The 24,411-nt window shown below is 63.4% G+C and carries 20 protein-coding genes and 1 pseudogene; 8 read left to right on the top strand and 13 right to left on the bottom strand.

Annotated features, from left to right (window positions below; translation table 11 throughout):
* Positions 1-36 precede the first annotated feature (36 nt).
* The 3 genes from MTX19_RS02940 to MTX19_RS02930 all read right to left on the bottom strand — a co-directional run bounded on the left by MTX19_RS02940 (position 37) and on the right by MTX19_RS02930 (position 3,248).
* The gene (locus MTX19_RS02940) at positions 37-522 is read right to left on the bottom strand and encodes an MmcB family DNA repair protein (RefSeq protein WP_280984674.1); all 486 of its coding nucleotides are present in this window, start codon (positions 520-522) and stop codon (positions 37-39) included.
* A gap of 204 nt (positions 523-726) precedes the next feature.
* Positions 727-2,331 carry an alpha-amylase family glycosyl hydrolase gene (locus tag MTX19_RS02935; RefSeq protein ID WP_280982368.1) on the bottom strand — a complete coding sequence of 535 codons (1,605 nt, stop codon included), beginning with the start codon at positions 2,329-2,331 and terminating at the stop codon, positions 727-729.
* A gap of 104 nt (positions 2,332-2,435) precedes the next feature.
* A complete protein-coding gene (locus tag MTX19_RS02930) occupies positions 2,436-3,248 on the bottom strand; it encodes an RMD1 family protein (protein ID WP_280982367.1) in 813 nt (270 codons plus the stop codon).
* A gap of 175 nt (positions 3,249-3,423) precedes the next feature.
* Here MTX19_RS02930 and MTX19_RS02925 point away from each other — a divergent pair, with 175 nt between their 5' ends.
* The gene (locus tag MTX19_RS02925; protein WP_280982366.1) at positions 3,424-4,092 is read left to right on the top strand and encodes an MBL fold metallo-hydrolase; all 669 of its coding nucleotides are present in this window, start codon (positions 3,424-3,426) and stop codon (positions 4,090-4,092) included.
* A 25-nt stretch (positions 4,093-4,117) separates the two neighbouring features.
* Here MTX19_RS02925 and MTX19_RS02920 read toward each other — a convergent pair whose 3' ends face one another.
* Both MTX19_RS02920 and MTX19_RS02915 read right to left on the bottom strand, forming a co-directional pair.
* A complete protein-coding gene (locus MTX19_RS02920) occupies positions 4,118-5,299 on the bottom strand; it encodes a PHB depolymerase family esterase (RefSeq protein WP_280982365.1) in 1,182 nt (393 codons plus the stop codon).
* A gap of 174 nt (positions 5,300-5,473) precedes the next feature.
* A complete protein-coding gene (locus tag MTX19_RS02915; protein WP_280982364.1) occupies positions 5,474-6,880 on the bottom strand; it encodes an MFS transporter in 1,407 nt (468 codons plus the stop codon).
* 275 nt (positions 6,881-7,155) lie between these two features.
* Here MTX19_RS02915 and MTX19_RS02910 point away from each other — a divergent pair, with 275 nt between their 5' ends.
* From MTX19_RS02910 to MTX19_RS02900, 3 genes are all read left to right on the top strand, one after another.
* Positions 7,156-8,397 carry an LLM class flavin-dependent oxidoreductase gene (locus tag MTX19_RS02910; protein ID WP_280982363.1) on the top strand — a complete coding sequence of 414 codons (1,242 nt, stop codon included), beginning with the start codon at positions 7,156-7,158 and terminating at the stop codon, positions 8,395-8,397.
* A 1,127-nt stretch (positions 8,398-9,524) separates the two neighbouring features.
* Entirely contained in the window at positions 9,525-10,901 is a 1,377-nt protein-coding gene (locus MTX19_RS02905) for a cytochrome P450 (RefSeq protein WP_280985835.1), read from the top strand.
* A 266-nt stretch (positions 10,902-11,167) separates the two neighbouring features.
* Positions 11,168-11,602, top strand: a complete 435-nt coding sequence (locus tag MTX19_RS02900; RefSeq protein WP_280985834.1) for a DUF3237 domain-containing protein — start codon at positions 11,168-11,170, stop codon at positions 11,600-11,602.
* Positions 11,603-11,913: 311 nt separating this feature from the next.
* On the opposite strand, the gene MTX19_RS02895 is transcribed toward MTX19_RS02900, so the two are convergent.
* The 5 genes from MTX19_RS02895 to MTX19_RS02875 form a co-directional block, all read right to left on the bottom strand.
* On the bottom strand, positions 11,914-13,104 hold the full coding sequence (locus MTX19_RS02895) for an IS91 family transposase (RefSeq protein WP_280979744.1): 1,191 nt from the start codon (positions 13,102-13,104) through the stop codon (positions 11,914-11,916).
* Positions 13,105-13,118: 14 nt separating this feature from the next.
* Positions 13,119-13,997, bottom strand: coding sequence for a tyrosine-type recombinase/integrase (locus tag MTX19_RS02890; RefSeq protein ID WP_280979743.1), 879 nt, complete (start codon positions 13,995-13,997; stop codon positions 13,119-13,121).
* A gap of 351 nt (positions 13,998-14,348) precedes the next feature.
* Complete coding sequence (locus tag MTX19_RS02885) at positions 14,349-15,260, bottom strand: SDR family NAD(P)-dependent oxidoreductase (RefSeq protein ID WP_280982360.1); 912 nt, start codon at positions 15,258-15,260, stop codon at positions 14,349-14,351.
* A gap of 492 nt (positions 15,261-15,752) precedes the next feature.
* Positions 15,753-16,943, bottom strand: a complete 1,191-nt coding sequence (locus MTX19_RS02880; protein ID WP_280979744.1) for an IS91 family transposase — start codon at positions 16,941-16,943, stop codon at positions 15,753-15,755.
* A gap of 14 nt (positions 16,944-16,957) precedes the next feature.
* Positions 16,958-17,836 carry a tyrosine-type recombinase/integrase gene (locus MTX19_RS02875; RefSeq protein WP_280979743.1) on the bottom strand — a complete coding sequence of 293 codons (879 nt, stop codon included), beginning with the start codon at positions 17,834-17,836 and terminating at the stop codon, positions 16,958-16,960.
* Between the two features lie 338 nt (positions 17,837-18,174).
* Here MTX19_RS02875 and MTX19_RS02870 point away from each other — a divergent pair, with 338 nt between their 5' ends.
* The gene (locus MTX19_RS02870; RefSeq protein WP_280982359.1) at positions 18,175-18,672 is read left to right on the top strand and encodes a lipocalin-like domain-containing protein; all 498 of its coding nucleotides are present in this window, start codon (positions 18,175-18,177) and stop codon (positions 18,670-18,672) included.
* A gap of 473 nt (positions 18,673-19,145) precedes the next feature.
* Positions 19,146-19,961, top strand: a complete 816-nt coding sequence (locus MTX19_RS02865; RefSeq protein ID WP_280982358.1) for a Hint domain-containing protein — start codon at positions 19,146-19,148, stop codon at positions 19,959-19,961.
* Positions 19,962-20,281: 320 nt separating this feature from the next.
* Here the strand turns inward: MTX19_RS02865 and MTX19_RS02860 are convergent, their stop codons facing one another.
* Positions 20,282-21,163: a BBE domain-containing protein gene (locus MTX19_RS02860; protein ID WP_280984673.1), complete on the bottom strand. Its 882-nt coding sequence runs from the start codon at positions 21,161-21,163 to the stop codon at positions 20,282-20,284.
* 30 nt (positions 21,164-21,193) lie between these two features.
* Positions 21,194-21,553 (bottom strand): annotated as a pseudogene (locus tag MTX19_RS02855) (FAD-dependent oxidoreductase); the annotation flags it as partial.
* Between the two features lie 316 nt (positions 21,554-21,869).
* On the opposite strand from MTX19_RS02855, the gene MTX19_RS02850 reads away from it, so the two are divergent.
* Positions 21,870-22,721 (top strand): LysR substrate-binding domain-containing protein, encoded by an 852-nt coding sequence (locus MTX19_RS02850; protein ID WP_280982357.1) that lies wholly within the window; start codon positions 21,870-21,872, stop codon positions 22,719-22,721.
* A 44-nt stretch (positions 22,722-22,765) separates the two neighbouring features.
* Here the strand turns inward: MTX19_RS02850 and MTX19_RS02845 are convergent, their stop codons facing one another.
* Positions 22,766-23,029, bottom strand: coding sequence for a hypothetical protein (locus tag MTX19_RS02845; RefSeq protein WP_280982356.1), 264 nt, complete (start codon positions 23,027-23,029; stop codon positions 22,766-22,768).
* A 249-nt stretch (positions 23,030-23,278) separates the two neighbouring features.
* On the opposite strand from MTX19_RS02845, the gene MTX19_RS02840 reads away from it, so the two are divergent.
* Positions 23,279-24,241, top strand: coding sequence for an HWE histidine kinase domain-containing protein (locus MTX19_RS02840; RefSeq protein WP_280985833.1), 963 nt, complete (start codon positions 23,279-23,281; stop codon positions 24,239-24,241).
* The last annotated feature ends 170 nt before the right edge of the window (positions 24,242-24,411 follow it).

Raw genomic sequence — 24,411 nt, 5'->3', positions numbered from 1 at the left:
ATTGCGCTGCGCTTCATCCGGGCTACGTGACCGTCTTCAAAACTCGCTATGTCCCTGCGGGTCGACCAGCCGGTTGATCCGCTGCGCCGCGGCCATGGCAAAGCGCACCGTCATCGCCTTGCGCGTCGGCGCCGGCAGGCGATGCTCAGGCGCCTCGCAATGCAAATGCGCGCCATAGGCGTCGGCGATGATCAGGCCGGTATCGGCGGGAAAGATCTCGCACGGCAGATCCTGGGTAAAGGCGAAGAACAACCGGTCGCAATGCATCCGGTAGTCCTGCCATTTCTGGTCGGCGCGCAGATCTTCCACCGACGACTTGATCTCGACGATCCAGATCTCGCCGCGCTCATTGAGCGCGACCAGGTCGGCGCGGCGGCCGGACGGCAGCGGCAATTCGCTGATGCAGGAAAAGCCCAGCGATCTCAGGAGCCTCGCCGTGCCGCGCGCGATCGCAAGCGCGGTCTCCGACTGGCGTCGGTCGGGCGCGGGCGCAAGCGCGATCTGGCGGGCGGGCGATTCCATCGCGGCCAGATTAGCCGATTCCGTTGCGTGGCGGCAGCGCCGGATTCGGCCGCGAATTCGCGACGGAACCGCCTTGCCGCAGGTCGGATAGTCAGGATCGACCATCCAATCCCACTGCGGAGAGACTCCCACTCCAACCCTCCCCCGCAAGCGGGAGGGGGAGCCCGAGGATTGTGCTCACATCACGAAAGGCGTCACGTCACGTCACGACAACGGCAGGCCGAGGATCACGCCCTCGTTGCCACGCAGTTCGAGCTTGCCTTCGATCTTCTCGCCCTGCCGGTCCATGAACGTCGACAGCAATATCTCATTGCTGAAGCCGATGGCGCTGGAGGTGATCGCCGCGGCCTCTGTGCCAAGATTCAGCGCGATCACCGCCGCGCCTTCCGCGCTGCGCCGCCGGTAGAGCAGGACGTCGCCATGCGCCGCCACCGGCTCATAGTTGCCGCGGACGAGCTGCGGCATCCGCCTCCGCAGCGCGATCAGCGCCTTGTAGAGGTTCAGGATCGACGCCCCGTCCGCCTCCAGGCTGGCGACGTTGTCGCTGGCGAAGTCGCGCGCCAGCGGCAGCCATGGCTCCACGGTCGAGAAGCCGGCGTGGCGCTCTGCGCTCCATTGCATCGGCGTGCGGCAGCCGTCGCGGCCGACACCGATGCCCGGCACGTTCTTCTCAAAGGGATCGCACACCTGGTCCGGCGCCATCGCGAGCTGACGCATCCCGATCTCGTCGCCGTAATACAGCGTCGGCGTCCCGCGCAGCGTCAGCAGCAGCATCGCGGCGACCGGCGCCTGTGCGAGCCCAACCCGGCTCGCCACCCGCGGCCGGTCGTGATTGCCGAGCACCCAGTTCGGCCATGCCCCCGGCGGCAGCGCCTTCTCGTAGTCGACAATGATCTTTTCGACCGAACGCGCGCTCCACATGGTCGACAGCAGCGCGAAATTGAACGGCATCTGCGCGCCGCGCAGATCGTTGCCGTAGTAGGCGACCAGCCGGTGCAGCGGCAGATAGACCTCGCCGATCAGCACGCGATCGTCGAACTCCTCGGTGACGCGGCGCATCTCGGTGATGACCGCATGCACCTCGGGCTGGTCCGTCGAGTATTGCGTGAGGAATGTCTCGTACGGCGGCCGGCCCTCGATATAGTGCGGGTTCGGCGGATTGTCGCGGAATTCAGCGTCCTTGATCAGGTGCCAGATCACATCGACGCGGAAGCCGTCGACGCCCTTGCGCAGCCAGAAGCGCATCACGTCGTAGATCGCCGCCCGCACCTCGGGATTGCGCCAGTTGAGATCGGGCTGCTGGGCGAGGAAGGCGTGATAGTAATATTGCCCCGAGGCCTCGTCATACGCCCAGGCGCTGCCGCCGAATTCGGACAGCCAGTTGTTGGGCGGACCGCCGTCGGGCGCGGGATCGCGCCAGATGTACCACTCGCGCTTGGGGTTCTCGCGTGAGCTCTTCGCCTCGATGAACCAGGGATGCTGCTCGGAAGTGTGGTTCGGGACGAGATCGAGGATCAGCTTGAGGCCGGAATCATGTGCGGCCGCGACAAGCTCGTCGAAATCCTCCATCGTCCCGAACAGCGGATCGATGCCGGCGTAGTCCGAGATGTCGTAGCCGAAATCGGCCATCGGCGACGGAAAGATCGGTGACAGCCAGATCGCATCGACGCCGAGCTCCATCAGATAAGGCAGCCGCTCGATGATCCCCCTGATGTCGCCGACGCCGTCGCCGTCAGTATCCTGAAACGAGCGCGGATAGACCTGATAGAAGATTCCGTGCCGCCACCAGTCCGTGTCGCCCTGATCCATCCCGCACCCCAAGCTCGCCGCCCGGCCCAAGCGGGGCAACGCCCGGTGCCACCGCCGGGTTCACGGATGACGCACAATTCGGGACGGAAAAATGACGGCGGGGCTCAGTGCCGGGCCGTCACAATCTGGAAGATGGTGATCAGGACCTCGAACAGGATCAGGAAGACGATGATCAGCTCCAGCCGCAGCGAGCGGCCGGTGTCGATGATGTCGGTCAGGACCTGGGCGGTCTCGGCGATGACGGCAAGCTTGCGATTCAGCGACTCGGCACGCTCCTTGAGCTCATACTCATCCTCGAGCCGGGCGTAGAGCCGCTCGAGCTGCGGCTTGTCCCACAGGATGTCCGGCTTCTCCGACACCTCGACCGGACCGGACACGCGATGCCGGACCAACAGCGCATTGCCGATGTGCTTCAGGATCGCAGCGCGCCCGCCGTAGATCCGCCCGCCCTTGGCAAGTTCACGCGCCAACGGCTCGGTCATGTCGAAGACGGCCGCGACCTCGCGCTCGTGCCGCGCCAGCACCACGCTCTTGGCCAGCGCCTCGCCGACAATGATCAGGCGTTCCGGCGACAGGCCTTGCAGATAGATCGGACCGCCGGGCGGAATCTGATCGTCCTTCTCCGCGGCGACCTCGATGATCGCGATCTCCTCTTCGCGCCGGGTGAAATGGCCGGTCATGCGTGACTGCAGGCTGCGGAGGAATTCATCCTCCTCCAGCGCGTTGAGACCGATCAGGACGACGACGCCGTAACGGAACAGAATGGCGACGCCAGTGTCGTTGACGCGGAATGCAAGCGGCGTCGTGGCCAGCACGTCGCCGCGCTCCAGGCCGGACGTGTTGATGCGGTCCGCGACGAAGAATGCGCGGGCAGTGGTCCGGTGTCCGCCGAGCGGTGGTTTTGAGGCCTGGGTCATGGAGTTCCGGACTGCGAGGACCTAGATCATGGTTGAGAGCAGCGGCGTACCGGGCTGCTCACGAATTTGTTCTGCCAGGCACGACCTTATCACGGTCTGTTTTGGGATCACACGCCGGGTCAGGCGCATTTCCAGTCCGTGTTGACGGCTTTTCCTGGAAGCCTATGGTGACGTCATGGACGAGAAAACCGAAACCAAACCGAGGGCCGGCGCGATCATCGTGCCGGTGACGCTGTTCGAGCAGAACTGCACCATCATCTGGCACGAGCCGACCAAGAGGGCCGTGGTGATCGACCCCGGCGGGGACGTGCCGAAGATCCAGGCCGCGATCAAGCAGACCGGCGTGACGGTGGAGAAGATCTGGCTGACGCACGGTCATATCGACCATGTCGGCGGCGCCGCGGAGCTGCGCGACGCGCTGCAGGTCAAGATCGAGGGACCGCACATCGCCGACAAATATCTGCTCGACAATGTCGTCTCGAGCGGCGAGCGCTTCGGCATGACCGGGGTGCGCAATTTCGGCCCGGACCGCTGGCTCGACGAGGGCGACCAGGTCTCGATCGGCGATCTCACCTTCGACATCCTGCACTGCCCCGGCCATTCGCCGGGCAGCGTGGTGTTCATCAACAGGGAGCTGCGCTTCGCGCATGTCGGCGACGTCCTGTTCGCGGGCTCGGTCGGGCGCACCGACCTGCCCGGCGGCAGCCATGCGACGCTGATCCAGTCGATCAAGGAGAAGCTGCTGCCGCTCGGTGACGATGTCGGCTTCGTCTGCGGCCACGGCGCGGGCTCGAGCATCGGCCAGGAGCGGATGACGAACCCGTTCCTGACCGGCGAGATGTGAGCTGCTCAGGCGCCAACCTCGCCTGCTATTTCATCAACCCTGCGGCCGTCAGCGCCCGCGCGATGACGCGGCTGACATCGACGCCGCGGCTCCGCGCCTTGCGCGGCCGCGTGCTGCGGCGGCCGGATGCCGCTGCGGTGGCGGGCTCCGACGCCGTCACCGGAATCGTCATGGAGATCGTGTCGGCGCGCTCGCGCGGGACACCCGTCGGCGCCACATGCGGCTGACGCGCTCGATCGGTCAGGCCGAAAAAGCTCGCGATGTGATAGGATGACGAGATTCCGGCCTCGATCAGGAACGCGCCCTCCACGCCATAGCGCTCGTCATTGTCGGCGAGGCCGAGTGGCGTGCCATGCGCCATGTCGGTGATGCTGTAGGACTCGACCAGCGTCTCGCCGTCGGCATTCCACCAGACCTCGCGCGGATGACCGTCGACATCGGACTTCGACATCGCGGCAAGCGGCAGGCCGTGGACATCGAGCCATTGCCGTACGATCGCATCGGCATTGGCCGGATGCACGGTGCGGTCGGCGCTGCCGTGCCATACCGAGATCTTCGGCCACGCGCCCTTGTGCTTCGAGGCCTTGCGGACGAGACCGCCGAGCTCAGGCGCGGACAGCGCGCTCGCATGCATCATCGCATGCAGCGCCTCGCGCAGATTGCTGGCGACGCCGTACGGCAGGCCGGCGATGATCGCGCCACCCGCGAACACATCGGGATAGGTCGCGAGCATGACGGAGGCCATCGCGCCGCCGGCGGACAATCCCGTCACATAGACGCGCCGCGGATCGACCTGATGCGTGCTGACCATGTGCGCGATCATCTGCCTGATCGAACGAGCCTCGCCGTGGCCGCGCGCGATGTCCTCCGGATTGAACCAGTTGAAACAGGTATTGCCGTTGTTGATCGCCTGCTGCTCCGGCATCAGCAGCGCGAAACCGTAATGCCCGGCGAGCGTCGACCAGCCGGTGCCAAGATCGTAGGACGCAGCCGTCTGGCCGCAGCCATGCAGCACGACGACGAGCGCCGGCGACCGCGCAAGCTGCGCGGGCACGAACGAGAACATCTTCAGTGCGCCGGGATTGGCGCCGAATTCGGTCGTCTCGACGAGCGGCGTCGGCACGGCGGGAGCGAGCGCGCCCAGGCCGTTGAACGCGTTCATCTTGGGCAGATGACGCAGAAATTCGACGTTGTTGACCAGTGACAACAGCAACTCCTGAGGTGATTCTTCTTCTGGTGTACCAAACCAGATAGTTGCTGCACTGCAAACTGAAAAGGCCGTGTGCTGTCATTCCCTCTGAATCGTGAGATTCGGCGTTAACGCGTGATCATCTCCTGATTTGAGCATGATGTTTCGGAAAACGGCTTCTACCTTTTCGGATCATGCGCTGGCGCGACGCATCCATGACAGAAATGCGGCTGAAATCGCGACCGACAGCACAAACAATGCGCATGCCGCAAACAGCGCCACGCGTGATGAAATCGCAGTCTCGACGGCGAAGAAAACCGCGCCGATTGCGGCGACACCGGCCGCATTACCGATTTGCGTCGTCGTTCCATACATGCCCGAGCCTGCACCGGCGCTCGCAGGCTTCACGCTCGAGAGCACCGCGCTCGACAGCGGCGCCATCACCAGTCCCTGACCATAGCCGACAATCATCAGCACCAGCGCAAGCATCAGCGCCGGCGGCGCCGCGATCATCTCGACGGCGGCAACGAGCGCGGCAAGACCGACGATCTGCAAGGCGCAGCCCTCGATCAGCACCAGCGTGCCGCGATGCCGGGCGCGCACGCCGCTGTGGCGCGAGGCGGCCACGAAGGTCAACGCCAGCGGCACGAACACCAGTCCCGCCTGCAGCGGCGGTATCTGCAAGCCCTTCTGCATGAAGATGGTCATGACGAGGTAGAAGGACAGATTGGCGAAAAAGAAGAAGAACACGGCGACCAATCCGCGCATGAAGGCGACGTCCGACAGCAGCGCCAGATCGATCAGCGGCATGCCGCCACGGCGTGCCGCGATGCGCTCCAGCCGCACGAAGCCGGCCACGATCGCAACGCCCGCCGCCATCACCAGCCACACCTCACCCGACCAGTCGAGATCGTGGCCGAACAGCAGCGGGCCGATCAGGCACAGCAGGCCCGCGAACAGCACGAGCGCGCCTGCTATATCGAGCCGCGTGCCGACGCGGCGCGGCACGGTCGGCATGATCTTCAGCGCCGCGGCGATGATGATGACGCCGCAGGGCACGTTGACGAAGAACACCGCGCGCCAGCCGAGGCCGGCGAGATCGAGCGTCACCAGCACGCCGCCGAGCATGAAGCCCGCGGCACCCGCGAGCCCGAGCACGACGCCGTAGATGCCGAAGGCCCGCGCGCGGGCGGCATCCGAGAACAACAGATGCAGTGTCGCCAGCACCTGCGGCACCATCAGCGCCGCGGTCGCCCCCTGCGCCAGCCTTGCTGCGATCAGCTCGGGGCCGGATTGCGCGAGGCCGCACCACAGCGAGGTCAGCGAAAAGCCGGCGACGCCGGCGATGAACACGTTCCTCGTGCCGTAGATATCGCCGAGCCGGCCGCCGGTCACCACCAGCGTCGCATAGGCGATCAGGTAGATCGCGATCACGGCCTCGATCTGCGCCGGCGTCGCCTTCAGCTCCGTTGCAATCGTCGGGATCGCCACGTTCACGATGAAGGCATCGACGCCGAACATGAACTGCGCGGCGACGACGATCGCAAGCACCCACCAGCGGCGGGATGTGTCCGCTCGCGCCGAAACGATCTGATGCATGCGCTGTGGCCCTGCCCGAAACAATGAGACGCCTGACATCAGCAGATTCCGGTCATCCGTTCGATTACCTCCGAGGTAAGAAACGGATCACGGGAGTTCGGCCTCGGGGGCCAACTTGTGTTGACGCGCTGGGAAACATTCCGGACGGCGGCAAGCGCCGCCGATTTGCGCAACAACCATGCGGGCGCTGCAGCCCCCAAGCATTGCCATGCCCCGGCCCACCCCGTAGGTTGACCGAAAGCCCCCGATAACAAATAAGCCGGAGAGAACGACCTATGGCGCGCCTCAAGTTCGGAGCCTTCCTCGCCCCGCATCACCCGATCGGCGAGCATCCGATGCTGCAATTCCGCCGCGACCTCGATTTTGTCGAGCAGCTCGACGACCTCGGCTATGACGAGTTCTGGTGCGGCGAGCACCATTCCTCGGGCTGGGAGACGATCGCGTCGCCGGAGATGTTCCTGGCCGCCGCCGGCGAGCGGACCAAGCGCATCAAGCTCGGCACCGGCGTGATCTCGCTGCCCTATCACCACCCATTCAACGTCGCGCAGCGCATGGTGCAGCTCGACCACATGACCGGCGGCCGCGCCATCTTCGGCTCCGGCCCCGGCGCGCTCGCCTCCGACGCCCACACGCTCGGCATCGACCCGATGACGCAGCGCGACCGCCAGGACGAGGCGATCGCGGTGATCCGCCGCCTGTTCAACGGCGAGCGCGTCACGGCGAAGAGCGACTGGTTCGAGATGCACGACGCCGCGCTGCAGATCCTGCCGCTGCAGGAGGACATGCCGTTCGTGGTGGCCTCGCAGATCTCTCCGTCGGGCATGACGCTCGCCGGCAAATACGGCATCGGCATCATTTCGCTTGGCTCGATGTCGACTCAGGGCCTGATGGCGCTGCCGCAGCAATGGCAGTTCGCCGAGGACGCCGCCAAGAAGGCCGGTACCACCGTGAGCCGTTCGAACTGGCGCGTGCTGCTGTCGTGGCACATCGCCGAGACCCGCGAGCAGGCGCGGCGCGAGGCTGGCGCCGGCCTGATGCGCTGGCACAATGAGTACAATGTCGGCACGTTGATGCGGCCGGGCCTGACCGCGTTCTCCTCGCCGGACGAAGCCGTCGACAAGACCGCCTTTGTCGACGGCGCCGCCTCCACCATCGGCACACCGGATGATCTCGTGAGGATGATCAAGAATCTCGTGCAGGTGTCCGGCGGCGTCGGCACCATCGTGGGCTTCGCCCATGACTGGGCCAACCCCGAGAACACGCGCCGCAGCTGGGACCTGGTCGCGCGCTACGTGATTCCGGAGATCAACGGCTATATCGATGGCCTGCGCAAGTCGCGCCAGTTCCTGATCGACAATCGCGCGGTGTTCGAGCGTGCAGGGCAAGCGGTGATGGCCAAGATCATGGAGAACGACAAGGCCGCCGCCGCTCTTCAACAGACCGGCCCCGGCCGCGTCGCCATCCCCGCGGTGAATGCGCCGGACCTGCAGAAGGCGGCCGCCAAGCAGAAGGCGTGAGGCCAGGCGTTCGTTGACGCATGAGCGTCGCGCCGCATCCACGACTGTCGTTCCGGCGAAGGCCGGGACACATACGCCGTGGCCTGCGTTGTGAGCGGGGCTCCTCGTTCGTCGTCCTGGCGAAAGCCAGGACCTATAACCACCGCACTTGGTGATGAACGCGATCTTGGCCCAGCGTCGCGCGACAACTGACATCTGTGGTAATGGGTCCTGGCTTTCGCCAGGACGACACTGAATGTGTTGCACGGCCTGTGGGTCATACATCCGCATTCTCGCGGCACGACGTGTCCGAGGTTTTCATCGATCTTCGCCCGTCTATCGAACAGAGGGCGCAGGGAAAGCCGGGTGCCGATCGCACCCATGGGCCCTGTGCGGTGAAAAAGCACAGGGGTAGGACCACAGGTGAAACCGGAAAACACTCCGGCTTTCCCTGCGCGATGGTTTACGGCTTACTTCGTGCTCTCCCCGGCGAGACTTGGCTTTTTTGTCACCGTCTTCACAAAGATGCTTCGCATCTTGCGAGGAGACACCTGCCACTGGGGCGTCGAGACCACACGACTTCACCGTCCGCTTCAGCCACGCTCGTCGGTCGTGACATCCGCGTCCACCGCATCTCACCGCAACACTCGTGACGATCGCGACGCGCCCCTCAATCGGGTGAGACGGGGGGATTGAACATCTGAGTTGGGTCAATCGCGAAGCGGAAAATTGCCCGTCGGGTTAATTTGTCGCACCCCTCGTCCCCATTCCCAGACGACGAAGAGACTAGAGACTGTTGTGACGAAGAGCACATTCTTCGGCTCGTCCGGACCGGGCATCGTGATCGTCGGTCTGATCTGCGCGCCTGGATCGCGGCGGACCCAGCAGAGGTAAGAGCCAATGACTGTGCGATCACAAATCCGCAGGAATGCCGCCGGCGTCGCTGTTTTCTCCCCGCGCAGGCGTCGTTTTCGGCTAGACTGGCACAGCCCTGCGCGGCCTCCCGCACGAGGCGGAAGCTGATGCGGGAGAGGCAAAGGGTTATTTACTGACCAAACCTATTTCTCGAGCATGATGATTTTCGGACGACGGGTTTCCACCTTGTCCGACCGTTTCCAGACGATGGCGTCCCAATCGGAGCAATGGCCATGTCGATGCAGAATGTGGCACCTACCCCCTACGCGCTCACACCGCCGAAGCGTAACTCGCTGAGGCATATCCCGGGCGACGAGGGCTGGCCCATCATCGGCAAGACGCTGGAAGTGCTCGCCGACCCGAAGGGTCATATCGAAAAGAACGCCGCGAAATACGGCCTGTGCTACCGCAGCCATCTGTTCGGCGAGACCAGCATCGTGCTGCTCGGACCCGAGGCCAATGAGCTCGTGATGTTCGACCAGGCCAAGCAGTTCTCATCCGAACATGGCTGGGGCCGCATCCTCGGCCTGCTGTTTCCGCGCGGGCTGATGCTGCGCGATTTCGAGGAGCACCGCTTGCATCGCCGCGCGCTGTCGGTCGCCTTCAAAAGCGAGCCGATGAAATCGTATTTCACCGAGCTCGACAAGGGGATCGCTGCGCGCGTGGCGCAGTGGAAGACGAAACGAGGGGAGATGCTGATCTATCCGGCGATGAAGCAGCTGACGCTCGACCTCGCAGCGACCTCGTTCCTCGGCGCCGACATCGGCCCCGAGGTCGACGAGATCAACCGCGCCTTCGTCGACATGGTGGCTGCGGCAGTGGCGCCGATCCGCAAGCCCTTGCCGGGCACGCAAATGGCGCGCGGGGTCAAAGGCCGCAGGCGCATCGTCGCCTATTTCGCCGAGCAGATTCCGATCCGGCGCGCCCGCGGCGGCGGCAACGACCTGTTCTCGCAACTGTGCCAACTGAAGCATGACGACGGCGCGCTGCTCTCCGAGCAGGACATCATCGACCACATGAGCTTCCTGATGATGGCGGCGCACGACACGCTGACCTCGTCATTGACCTCGTTCGTCGGCGAACTCGCCGCGCATCCGCAATGGCAGCAGAAGCTGCGCGACGAGGTCGCCGCGCTCGGAATCGCGGCGGATCAGCCGACCAGCCTCGAGCATCTCAACGCGATGCCGCTGTCGGAGATGGCGTTCAAGGAAGCGCTGCGGCTGAAGCCGCCGGTGCCGTCGATGCCGCGACGCGCGGTGCGCGATTTCTCCTTCAGGGGATATGCGATCCCCGCCGGCACCATGGTCGGCGTCAATCCGCTGTTCACGCATCACATGAAGGACATCTGGCCGGAGCCAGAAAGATTCGACCCGCTGCGCTTCACCGAGGAGGCGCAGCGCGGCCGCCACCGCTTCGCCTGGGTGCCGTTCGGCGGCGGCGCGCATATGTGCCTCGGCCTGCACTTCGCCAACATGCAGGCGAAGTGCTTTGCCCGCCACTTCGTGCAGAATCTCGATGTGTCGCTGCCGGCGGGCTACAAGGCCGATTGGCAGATGTGGCCGATTCCGAAGCCGCGCGACGGGTTGAAGGTGATCGTGAAGCCGGCGTAGGGCGAGCATTCATGAACGTCGCGGCCAGAGGACAAGCGGAAATTGCTGGGCTCGGCCGTCATCGACGGCTTTTGATACTCAGCGGACGTTTGACTCAAAATGAATGAGCGCAGCGACATCCGACAATGGCCGGCTTCTTCGCTGCAATAGTCTATATGGTCCATAGTGGCACGTCCTGGGAACGGAACCCATGCCCGAGATCAAGACCGAGTTTCTTTTCACCATCGACCTGGATTTTGAAATCTCGATTCTAGGTGACACGCCTTATGGCATCCGGCGCATCGCAAGGCTCAATACCGGCAGCTTCGAAGGCCCAAAGCTCAAGGGCGTGGTATTGCCGGGGGGGTGGCGCATGGACGCTTCTGCGCTGCGACGACGTGTTGGATATCGAAGTGCGGCTGATGCTCGAGACCGACGACAAGCATCAAATTTATATGCACTGGAAGGGCCTTCGCCACGTTCCGAAAGATGTCTTGGACCGCTTGCATCGCAACGAAACCGTTGACCCGGGGACGGACTATTTCCGGGCCACACCCTATTTCGAGACGAGCTCGGAAAAATATGGCTGGTTGAACCGCATCTGCGCGATTGCCAGCGGCTCGCTCGCCGCAAAACGCGCGAAGACTGGAGGTTTTTCAGGTGGTGTAATCTGCTACGTCATTGCCCGCTTTTGTGAAGGGTTTCGGATGCCGGCCGTTTGAGGGACAGCGCCGCGCATTCGGCGGCCGGCGTCCGAAAGCCTCCAAGGGAGGAAACCGCGGGTAAGGGAACGTAAGGCTGTGCGGCCGGGACTATGGGGATTTGAGCGCCGCGGGCGAGATGGCTGATTTGAATCGAGCCGATGCAGCGGGTTGTTCGACGGTTGAGCGGCTGACGAACGGGCCACGGGTGGCATCGAACTCCATAATTTGTCCGTCGATTTGCGACGGCTGGGGGAAATCTGAGCGCGCTCTGCCGTGGCCGGTCGAGAGCCAGCGGGCACGACGAGCAGATTTGCAGGATTGAGACGTGATCATGAGGTGTCGATCCTGATGCGGTTCATTGGAGCTGTCGGCCGATGCCGCGGCGTTGCACCGCGCGCGAAAACCTCGATGACGATCATGCAGCCGCCACAGCATGGACAGCTCGGCTTGCTGGGATCGGCGGTAGGCTGGCCTTCAGGTTTTGCAGCGGCGAGCAGCTCACGGGCGCGTGCGACGTTGGCGGCACAAGCGCCTTTGGCGAACAGGCCGTAGTGGCGGATGCGATGCAAGCCTTTTGGCAGCACGTGGATGAGGAAGCGGCGGATGAACTCATCTGTGGCGAGCGTCATCTGCTTGTATCGATCGCGGCCCTCGATGCGGTAGTCCTTCCACTTGAAGGTGACGCCGCCCTCGTCGCAGGCGATCAATCGGCTGTTGGCGATGGCCACGCGATGGGTGTAGCGCGACAGATAGGCCGGCACCGCCTCAGGGCCGCCGAACGGCCGCTTTGAATAGACGACCCACTCGGCCGTGCGCAGCGGGGCGAGATGAGTCGCGAAGGATTGCGCCTCGGCGAGATGGGCGTGGTCGCCGAAGAAGCTGAGGCGGCCGGCTTGGTGGGCGGCGACAAGCTTCTCCAGGAACAGTCGCCGGAACAGGCGGGAGAGCACGCGCACGGACAGGAAGAAGCCCGGCCGGCACGACACCCAGCGCTGGCCGTCGGACGAGATGCCGCCGCCCGGCACGATCATGTGCACGTGGGGGTGATGGGTCAGCGCCGAACCCCAGGTGTGCAGCACGGAGGTGACGCCGATCCGCCCACCCAGATGCTTCGGATCGGCGGCGATCGTCAGCATGGTCTCGGCCGAGACCTTGAACAGCAGATCGTAGACCACGGCCTTGTTCTGGTAGGCGATGTCGGCGATGGCCGCCGGCAGCGTGAACACGACGTGATAGTACGGCACCGGCAACAGCTCGGCCTCGCGGTCGGCAAGCCAGTCCTTCGCGGCGGCGCCCTGGCACTTCGGGCAGTGCCGGTTGCGGCAGGAGTTGTAGGCGATCGTGGTATAAGCGCAGTCCGCGCAGCGCGCGACGTGGCCCCCGAGGGCCGCCGTGCGGCAGCGCTCGATCGCCGACATCACCTTCATCTGGTCGAGGCTGATATGACCGGCATGGGCTTGACGCCATGCTAGGCCATGGCTGCGGAAGATATCCGCAACCTCCAAAGCCGGGCGCGACATGCGCGGCCTGCGCGTCAGGCAGGCGGCTCGTCTCGCTTGGCGCGGAGCGGGGTGAGGTGATCCAGCGGGCTCATGACCTCGCGGATGGTGTTGGTGGCGACGCGGGTATAGAGCGCCGTGGTCTCGAGCTTGGCGTGGCCCAACAGGACCTGGATCACCCGAATATCAATGTTCTGCTCGAGCAGGTGGGTCGCGAAGCTGTGGCGCAGGGTGTGCGGCGTCACCCGCTTGGCGATCTCGGCCATGTGGGCCGCCGCGTGGCAGGCGCGCGTGAGCTGGCGCGTCGTCATCGGGCTGGCCGGCTTCAGTCCCGGAAACAGCCAGCCCTGCGGGCGGGAAATGCGGTACCAATCGCGCAGAAGTTCGAGCAGCACAGGGGAAAGCATCGCGTGGCGATCCTTGCGGCCTTTGCCCTGCTCGACGCGCAGCATCATGCGTTCGGAATCGATGTCGGATACCTTCAACGCGACGACCTCAGAGACACGCAACCCTGCACCGTAAGCGACACTGAGCGCCGCCTTGTATTTGATGCTCGGCGCCGCCTCCAGAAAGCGCGCAACCTCTTCCGGGCTGAGAACAACCGGAACCTTGCGTGGCTCGTGCATGAACGACAGGTGCTTGGCAAGCTCGGGCCGATCGAGCGTCACATTGAAGAAGAACCGCAGCGCCGAGACGGTGGCGTTGATCTTTGGCGCGCCGGCGCCGTTCGACGCCAGATGCAGCCGAAAGCCGCGCACGTCCTCCGACTGGGCCAGGTCGGGCGAGCGGCCGAGGAATACCGCGAAGTCCTTGACCCTTTGCACGTAGTCGTGTTGGGTCTTGGGCGCGAACTTGCGGATCGCCATGTCTTCGATCATGCGCTGGCGCAACGGACTGATGGCCTGCTTGGTCATTGGGGATGCTCCTGTTTTGAGTGAAGGTTGCGAACCCCTCATCTCAAAACAGGACGCCCCGTCGCGCTATCGTCTTGGCTGCGTCGCCAGCCCCAGCGCCCTACCGCGCGAGCGGTTTAGTCCTATGGCCCAAGACCGACATGCCCTCCACGTCGCCCTTCGAGGGTAAAGCGGACATCGCAGGGCTTAGCCGCAATCGACGGCCTTTGACCCCTTAGCTGACCTTCAGCAGGTCTGCTTGGGCGGCCAGTGTAGCTCCGCCGCTGGAGCGGCCGCTGATGACTTGCGTAGAAGTTCCTAGAGTAACGCTGTCTGCCAGAGTCGAACGTCGCCATGACGTAACCTCGTTCCTCAAGACTTCGCCGTTGCGGGTATCTGACCGGGCTCGAACGGACCCGGCTCGAAGAAGCCCTCGATCGATTCGACCCTTGCGTAGTTCTCGGCGATGCTCTCGGGTGTCAGATGTGGATCGTTGAAGCCAGGTCCCATGACGATAGCGATACGTTGGATTACTCCGGCTTCCACGTTGTAGATCCTGTTCGTCTCCGAACAACTATCGCTTGCCAGCCAGACGATCGCTGGCGCAACAGCCTCAACCGGCATTGTGGCTTCGCTCTGCTTCAGCCAAGCGGGATCCGCAACCGCCGCTGGGTGCATCCTCGTGTACCCGGCTGGCGAAATGGTGTTCACGAGAATCCCATGCTCAGCGCCTTCAATTGCAAGAATGCGCATCAATCCAACTACTGCGCACTTGGCCGCAGCGTAGGTGGCTTGGCCACGTAACCCAAACAGGCCGCTGACTGACGTCGTGAAGATGATCTTCCCGTAGCGCTGTGCGACCATATACGGCCAGGCAGCCTTCACCGTGTTAACCGGCCCGCCGAGGTGCACCCGCCAATAGTGATCGAAATCGTCAAGGGTGGCGTCCTCGAATAGCTGGCTTCCGCAAATACCAGCGTTGTTCACGAGGAGGTCTATTCTCCCGAAATGCTCGATGGTCGTCGCGATCAGGTCACTGCCACCTTCAGGGGTGGAAACATTGCTGTCATTCGCGATTGCCTCGCCTCCACGGGATCGAATGCAATCGGCCACCTGTTCCGCGATCGTGGAATCCTTCCCGAACCCCGATACCTCGGTCCCCAGGTCGTTCACAACGACCCGGGCGCCGCGTTCGGCGAGAAGTTCGACGTAGGCCCGCCCAAGCCCGCGACCTGCGCCAGTCACAACCGCGACCTTTCCCTCCAACGAAATTCGTTCTGTCATCTCGCTATCCTCCTTCCAGCAAGATTGAATGCGTCTGCGCGCAACCGTGACACCAACTGTCGGGGCGCTATGTCCCTTTGGCAAAGCTAGATTCACGTCCCCCGCAATCGACAACGCGTCCGCTTTCGGGAAGTTCGCTGATGTCCGCTTATGTGAAGGGTTTCGGATGCCGGCCGTTTGAGGGACAGCGCCGCGCATTCGGCGGCCGGCGTCCGAAAGCCTCCAAGGGAGGAAACCGCGGGTAAGGGAACGTAAGGCTGTGCGGCCGGGACTATGGGGATTTGAGCGCCGCGGGCGAGATGGCTGATTTGAATCGAGCCGATGCAGCGGGTTGTTCGACGGTTGAGCGGCTGACGAACGGGCCACGGGTGGCATCGAACTCCATAATTTGTCCGTCGATTTGCGACGGCTGGGGGAAATCTGAGCGCGCTCTGCCGTGGCCGGTCGAGAGCCAGCGGGCACGACGAGCAGATTTGCAGGATTGAGACGTGATCATGAGGTGTCGATCCTGATGCGGTTCATTGGAGCTGTCGGCCGATGCCGCGGCGTTGCACCGCGCGCGAAAACCTCGATGACGATCATGCAGCCGCCACAGCATGGACAGCTCGGCTTGCTGGGATCGGCGGTAGGCTGGCCTTCAGGTTTTGCAGCGGCGAGCAGCTCACGGGCGCGTGCGACGTTGGCGGCACAAGCGCCTTTGGCGAACAGGCCGTAGTGGCGGATGCGATGCAAGCCTTTTGGCAGCACGTGGATGAGGAAGCGGCGGATGAACTCATCTGTGGCGAGCGTCATCTGCTTGTATCGATCGCGGCCCTCGATGCGGTAGTCCTTCCACTTGAAGGTGACGCCGCCCTCGTCGCAGGCGATCAATCGGCTGTTGGCGATGGCCACGCGATGGGTGTAGCGCGACAGATAGGCCGGCACCGCCTCAGGGCCGCCGAACGGCCGCTTTGAATAGACGACCCACTCGGCCGTGCGCAGCGGGGCGAGATGAGTCGCGAAGGATTGCGCCTCGGCGAGATGGGCGTGGTCGCCGAAGAAGCTGAGGCGGCCGGCTTGGTGGGCGGCGACAAGCTTCTCCAGGAACAGTCGCCGGAACAGGCGGGAGAGCACGCGCACGGACAGGAAGAAGCCCGGCCGGCACGACACCCAGCGCTGGCCGTCGGACGAGATGCCGCCGCCCGGCACGATCATGTGCACGTGGGGGTGATGGGTCAGCGCCGAACCCCAGGTGTGCAGCACGGAGGTGACGCCGATCCGCCCACCCAGATGCTTCGGATCGGCGGCGATCGTCAGCATGGTCTCGGCCGAGACCTTGAACAGCAGATCGTAGACCACGGCCTTGTTCTGGTAGGCGATGTCGGCGATGGCCGCCGGCAGCGTGAACACGACGTGATAGTACGGCACCGGCAACAGCTCGGCCTCGCGGTCGGCAAGCCAGTCCTTCGCGGCGGCGCCCTGGCACTTCGGGCAGTGCCGGTTGCGGCAGGAGTTGTAGGCGATCGTGGTATAAGCGCAGTCCGCGCAGCGCGCGACGTGGCCCCCGAGGGCCGCCGTGCGGCAGCGCTCGATCGCCGACATCACCTTCATCTGGTCGAGGCTGATATGACCGGCATGGGCTTGACGCCATGCTAGGCCATGGCTGCGGAAGATATCCGCAACCTCCAAAGCCGGGCGCGACATGCGCGGCCTGCGCGTCAGGCAGGCGGCTCGTCTCGCTTGGCGCGGAGCGGGGTGAGGTGATCCAGCGGGCTCATGACCTCGCGGATGGTGTTGGTGGCGACGCGGGTATAGAGCGCCGTGGTCTCGAGCTTGGCGTGGCCCAACAGGACCTGGATCACCCGAATATCAATGTTCTGCTCGAGCAGGTGGGTCGCGAAGCTGTGGCGCAGGGTGTGCGGCGTCACCCGCTTGGCGATCTCGGCCATGTGGGCCGCCGCGTGGCAGGCGCGCGTGAGCTGGCGCGTCGTCATCGGGCTGGCCGGCTTCAGTCCCGGAAACAGCCAGCCCTGCGGGCGGGAAATGCGGTACCAATCGCGCAGAAGTTCGAGCAGCACAGGGGAAAGCATCGCGTGGCGATCCTTGCGGCCTTTGCCCTGCTCGACGCGCAGCATCATGCGTTCGGAATCGATGTCGGATACCTTCAACGCGACGACCTCAGAGACACGCAACCCTGCACCGTAAGCGACACTGAGCGCCGCCTTGTATTTGATGCTCGGCGCCGCCTCCAGAAAGCGCGCAACCTCTTCCGGGCTGAGAACAACCGGAACCTTGCGTGGCTCGTGCATGAACGACAGGTGCTTGGCAAGCTCGGGCCGATCGAGCGTCACATTGAAGAAGAACCGCAGCGCCGAGACGGTGGCGTTGATCTTTGGCGCGCCGGCGCCGTTCGACGCCAGATGCAGCCGAAAGCCGCGCACGTCCTCCGACTGGGCCAGGTCGGGCGAGCGGCCGAGGAATACCGCGAAGTCCTTGACCCTTTGCACGTAGTCGTGTTGGGTCTTGGGCGCGAACTTGCGGATCGCCATGTCTTCGATCATGCGCTGGCGCAACGGACTGATGGCCTGCTTGGTCATTGGGGATGCTCCTGTTTTGAGTGAAGGTTGCGAACCCCTCATCTCAAAACAGGACGCCCCGTCGCGCTATCGTCTTGGCTGCGTCGCCAGCCCCAGCGCCCTACCGCGCGAGCGGTTTAGTCCTATGGCCCAAGGCCGACATGCATCCATGTCTGCCTCCACGTCGCGCTTCGAGGGTGAAGTGGACATTGCCGGGCTCGGCCGCGATCGGCGGCTTTTTGATCCGAGGCGGGCATGCCGATGCAAGTCTTACTCGTTTCTTACCGGCGTGGTACGTGCGGTATTGCCGGATCAGCGCCATGCAGTCTTCTCTTTGGGAGAGGCCAATGAGATTGCGAGTGATCTTTGCCGCATGCACTGTCGCGATTTTTGGATCGTCCATCATGACATTCGACGCGCTCGGCCAGAAACAATCGCTTAAAGACCAACTGGTTGGTACTTGGACGCTGCTCTCGTGGGAGCAGAGGAGAAGTGACGGCACCAAGGTTGAACGCTATGGTGACAACCCGAAGGGTATCGCCTTCTTTGATGCCGGCGGTCGATACATCATTACGGTGATGCGATCAGATCGCGCCAAATACGCGAGCAATGCGTTGTGGCAGGGCACGCCTCAGGAAAACAAAGAAACGGCGGATGGCACGATAACCTACTTCGGAACGTATTCGACAAACGAGGCGGATAGCAGCATCGCCATTCACGTCGAAGGCAGTTCCTTTCCGAACTGGAATGGCACAGATCAGAGGCGCTTTGTGTCGATAACAGGGGACCAACTGACGCTGACAGTTCGTCCTCCGACCGGAGATGTCGTCGATGTGATTTGGAAGCGAGCGAATTAGTTTGAGTCGGTCAGGTCAGCTGTTGGCCCAAGGCCGACATGCGTTCATGCCGGCCTCTCCATCGCCCTTCGAGGGCAAAGCGGACATCGCCCGGCTTAGCCGCAATCGACGGCTTTTGACCCTAGAGCAAGATGAGTTTGGATCGATACGGTCCGGCCGCGTATTCGCTTGACCTCTCCCCGACGGGGAGAGGTGAACCTCCGTTGCCGCTCCAGCTCAACCTAATCTCATCACGCGCTAGGAGGCCTTCACCTTCGCCTGCAAGGCGGTGCCGCATGCATACGTCTTTACCGTGCGCATCAGAAGCCTCAGGCGTTCAGGTCTGTGGGCGGTTGTATGCTGGCCGCATTGCTCCGCGTCCCTCCGAAGAGGTACTTCGCAAGAACAAGGTGAACTCGCGTCAACCCAATTGACCGAAACGGCCGGCTTGGATGAAGCTAAAATGCCGAAGTGTAATCATGCAGGAGGCTGCCATGCCTGCTTCCAATAACCAACACACACTTAACCCCGCACGCCGCCACTTCATGCGTGCATCGGTCGCGTTTGCTGGCAAATTGGCTAGTATCGCAGCTCTCGCATCGATAGCCCTGCCGCCGAGCTCTCAGGCCACACCCGGTAACGGTGGCGGTTACGGCGGCGGGCACGGCGGCGGTCGCGGTCACTGCTTCCTCAAAGGCACGCGGGTCCTGACTTCGCGTGGCGAGGCACAGATTGAGGACCTTGGAATTGGCGATCTCGTCAAAACGATGCGCGGCGAGGATTTGCCGATAAGATGGATCGGGCGACACACCTTTAGACGGAATGGGGCTTCTTGGAATAAGCGCGTCATGCCGATCCGCGTGTCGCGCTTCGCCATCGACGATAAGACACCTCACACCGACCTTTATCTCTCGCCCCTACACGCACTCTTTATCGACGGCTTCCTTATGCCGGTGAGGGATCTCGTAAACGAAACTTCCATCGCGCCGGCCTTGCCGCCGGACATGGAGACCATCGAGTACTTCCAGATTGTGCTCAACACACATGAAGTAGTCTGGGCCGAGGGGGCTCCCGCCGAGACCTTCGGTGGGAACGGTCTTGAGCTGTTCGACAACTTTTCCGAGTACAAGCGCCTCTACCCGAATGATCCTTGTTCGACGATTCCACTGGTCGCGCCGAACCTGGGTACAGGGCCAGCGCACTTGCGCGCTTTGCTCGGGATCGGAGCGTCGTACTTCATTGACGTGCGTGATCCCCTTCAAGAAGCCTATGAGCAGTTCGCAGCGCGTGCTGAGGAACTCGCCGCATAATGCAACGAGCGCCCGTCGGCGCCTGCGCAGGCCGGCCGAAGCTCACGGTAGACACGAGGAAGCTCGAAGCAGCACAGGAATGAGCGAATCACGCCGCCACGGCCGCGTCGCCGGATAGTCGGCCGCTTCCTGACGGAGGCGGAAAATTTGGTTATTCACTTCCGGAATTGGCCCAAGGCCGACACGCGTTCATGCCGGCCCCTCCGCCGCCTTTCGAGGATGAAGCGGACATCGCCGGGCCCGGCCGCGATCGGCGGCTTTTGACCCCGAGCGGGCCAGAGAAAGCGCGTTCGCTCAACGCCGGGTTCGATCTGCCAGGATCAATCGGCACGTCCGCGCGTCGTTCCTGCTGTCGGTTTGATGTTCTGGTTCAACCGGAAGAAATTGGTCGGATCATACTTGTTCTTGAGCGCAACCAGTCGCGCAAGATTCTCGCCGTAGGCCGCTGCAATGCGCTCGGTTCCTTCCTCGCCGAGATTGTTGGCATAGACGCCGCCAGTCGAGAACGGCCGCATGGCGTCCCACAACTCGCGCGCCCAGCGGATGCGGGCCGTATCCTCTGCCGGATCGTCCCAGATGGAAATGGGGAAGCAATCGTACAGCGCATCACGGTTGGCATAGGGCGTGGCGTTGGCCGGTATGCGCGCGATCGCGCCGCCGACATGCTGCAACACAAGCAGCGATTCCGCCGTGGCTGTCGCATACGACGCCAAGAGCGTATCGATCGCAGCGTCGGACAGTTCGCGCAGGAACTGTGCCTTCCAGTAGTACCGACGGCCGCGCGGAAAAACAGGATCTCCGGCGGCCTGGATTTCCACGTAGGGACGCGGTGCGATCTCATCCTGAATTGGTGCTCCGTATCCGCGCAGCGGCCTGACGACCCGCTCGCCTTCATCGATCGGACCGACATAGCAGGCCGAAACACTAAAGACCCGCTCGCCTGAGGGCGTGGTCGCCAGCGCCGCATCCAGGCTCAGCTCGTCCGGAGCGGCCTTCGCAAACGCATGATAGAAGCGCATCGCATCGCGTGCGCGATCGTGCGGGTACAAGACCGAGCCAGCCAACAAGATTGGACCGACCGGAAACAACCGGTACTCAAAGTTCGTGACAATGCCGAAATTACCGCCGCCCCCGCGGATGGCCCAGAACAAGTCCGGATGTTCGGTAGCGCTTGCCCGCAACAATCGGCCGTCCGCCGTCACGATCTCGGCTGAAATGAGGTTGTCGCAAGAGAGGCCATGTTTGCGGCCGAGCTTGCCGAAGCCGCCGCCCAGCGTCAGTCCGGCGATCCCAGTGTCGGCGTTAACTCCCATCGTGGTCGCGAGGCCGTGCGCCTGTGTTGCGGCATCAAACTCGCCGAGATTCAGACCCGCCTGCGCTCGCGCCGTCCGTCTGATTGGATCGACCTCGATTTGCTTCATGCGCGAGAGATCGATGACGAGCCCATCGTCGCACACCGAAGCGCCGCCGATGTTGTGGCCGCCGGCGCGCACGGCAACCGCCAAGGATTGCGACCGCGCGAAATCGACGGCCGCAATGACGTCGTCGGAGCCGGCGCAATAGACGACCGCGGCCGGGTGCCGGTCGACCATGCCGTTCCAGACTTTTCGGGCCTGATCGTAGGCTACATCGCCCGGTACGACGACTTCGCCACGGACCGCCCGCCTCAGAATGGCGACGTCAGAAGCTTGACCGTTGCGTCTCTCCGTGAGCCTGGTTGCGTCCATGGCGGCCTCCCGATCCGCCGCTGCAACGCGGCGTTGACGGTCCGAAGCGTCTCACGGCGCTTAATCACCGGCAAAATCGAATTTCTCAGTCGCCACATGAGTGGAATTCACCTACGCTTGCGCAATGCGAAAGCTTCCGCCATTGGGTTCTCTTCGCGCCTTCGAGGCTGCCGCGAGGCATATGAGCTTCCGCGAGGCGGCCAACGAACTCGGCGTGACGCCGACCGCGATCAGCCACCAGATCCGGATCCTTGAGGATATTTGTGGTCAGCCGCTTTTTCGTCGTCGCCCGCGTCCCCTTGAACTGACAAGTGCCGGCGAACGACTGTTTCCGGTGATCAGGAGCGGTTTCGATACATTCGCCAGCGCGATCGCCTCTGCGTCCCCGCGCGTCAGTCACGGCCGGTTGCGAGTGACGAGTCCAAATGCCTTTGCCAGCCGATGGCTGGTGCCGCGACTGCCAAAGTGGCGCGAGGCCCATCCGAAGATTCCATTGGAGATCATCGGGACCGACGCGGTGCTCGATTTGCGCACTGGAGAAGCCGACATCGCAATTCGCTACGCGCGGCACATGCCGCTTGATCTGAGCGGCAAGGAGATCTTTCGCGACTCGTTTTTTCCAGTGTGCAGTCCCGCATTGTTGGCGAGGGGAGGACGACGAATCGAACGCGCCGCCGATCTTCTGCACTATCCATTAATCCACTTCGACTGGATGAATCGCGACCGTGATGCGCCGACGTGGTCCCGCTGGCTCGCGACCGCGCGATCAATTGATCCTGCTATTCAAGAGACCAACAAGGCGTGGCACTTGAGTTTCAGGGAAGAACTGCACGCAATTGATGCTGTGGCCGCGGGTGAAGGAATCGCGATCTTTAGCGACGTTGTCGTTGGACGCGAGCTCAAGAGTGGAGTTCTCGTCAAGGCTCACGATCTGTCGCTGCCGGGCTACGGCTATTACGCTGTTCACGTCGCCCATCATCCCGAGCAGCCCAGCATCGAAGCCTTCTCGACCTGGTTACGGTTTGTCACATGATCTGCCGGGCTTGCGGCCCCGCCGTCGTTCCGCGAGCCCGAACTTCATATAGAGCTATTAAGCCCGCGGTTGAGCCAGTCCCAATCCTCGAGCACGAACAGCTCGACCGCCCCAATGAGGAAGCCGAGCAGGAAGCCGTAGGTGGCGCCGGCCATCAGCGACGCAGCTCCGCTGCCGCTGCGGGTCAGGCCGACGGCGACACCGGACAGGGTAGCGACCACGATCACGGCAGCGAAACGTTGCAGCTTCCGTTCGAGCCTGGCGTTCACGCGCGGCAGCGGTCGGGGGGTGCCTGCGATGTCGACCATTGCCGTGTTCCTCCCCTCGTCATCGCACGGCGATGCAGCGATTCATTGCTACGCTGTTTCGCTTCGCTCGTGACGGCGCCGTCCGCGCTCGATGGCGTCGATTGTCCCTGCGCCCCCCGGGGCCAACGCAAGCGCGCGCTGGCGTCAACACTGCACGAGGTCCGCCTGTGGCCGGAAGGACACAACTGCGGTTTTTCGGTCGCAACGGCCTTATTTTGGGTCGTGTAATCACGTGAAGTGAAACGACACATGACGAAATGGATCGACGAGTTCAGGCAAGGTTGGCAGGGCAATTCCCAGCCCTCGCAGCCGGTTGCGATCGCCTTTGCGCTGCTCTGTCTCGTTCTGGCGACGGCCGCCCGCTACGGGCTGGCCCAGATCAGGCCGGATGTGTTTTTTACGCCGTATTTTCCGGCCGTGTTCTTCGCGACCGCCTTTGGCGGGTTCAGGGTGGGAATCGCGACGGCGCTGGCGAGCGGGCTGCTCGGCGTCGTCCTCAATTTCAACAGCGCGGCCGTCGATCCCGCGCGCTTTGCGCTTCTGATGATCTTCTGGGCGGTGTGCGGCATCGCGATCTGGGGCGTGGAACACTATCGCTCCCTGGTCATGCAGCAGCGCGAGGTCTCCAAGAGGCTGATCGAGGAGGAGCAATACCGCAAGCTGGTGGTCGAGGAGCTGCAGCATCGGCTGAAGAACAAGTCCTCGACCATTCATGCCGTGCTGCACCAGGCGCTGCAGGACCGGCCCGAGGTCTGGGAGCGCATCGACCACCGCATCCGCGCGCTCTCGGCGACCGACGATCTGATCGCGCGGGTCGACGGCTACGGCTGCGACATCAAGGATTTGCTGCGCTCGGAGCTCGGGCCCTACGGCCATGTGCGGTTCAACCTCAATGGCGAGCAGCTGTTCCTGCCCGCCAAGCTCGCGGTGTCGCTGGCGCTGATCTTCCATGAACTCGCCACCAACGCCGGCAAGTACGGCGCCTTCTCGTCGCCACGCGGGTTCCTGCAGGTGTCATGGACGGTGGACGACGACCGTCTCAACGTGATCTGGGACGAAACCGAAGGACCCGCGGTCGAGACCGTCGGCGAAGCCGGCTTCGGCACAAGACTCCTGAAATCGGCGCTGCGTCCGTTCGACGGCAAGACCGAGATCAGTTATCTGAAGACCGGCGTCCACTGCACCATGCAGTGCCGGCTTCCCAGCAGCTGACGCGACAACCGCGCGACGACGCCGCGTTTCGCATGCGAGCAGCAACCGCGCGAGCCACAATCACTTTCGCAAGCGGTGCTGCCTAGCATTGATACTCTGTTAATGACGATCGCCGCGACCGCTTGCGAAAGCCGTCGTGGGCTCATTTTGTCACGGCTTTTCACAGTTCC

Source organism: Bradyrhizobium sp. ISRA464 (genome assembly GCF_029910095.1).
Lineage (GTDB): Bacteria > Pseudomonadota > Alphaproteobacteria > Rhizobiales > Xanthobacteraceae > Bradyrhizobium.
Note: the sequence above shows the minus strand (reverse complement) of the source record. Positions and strands in the feature narration are given on the sequence as shown.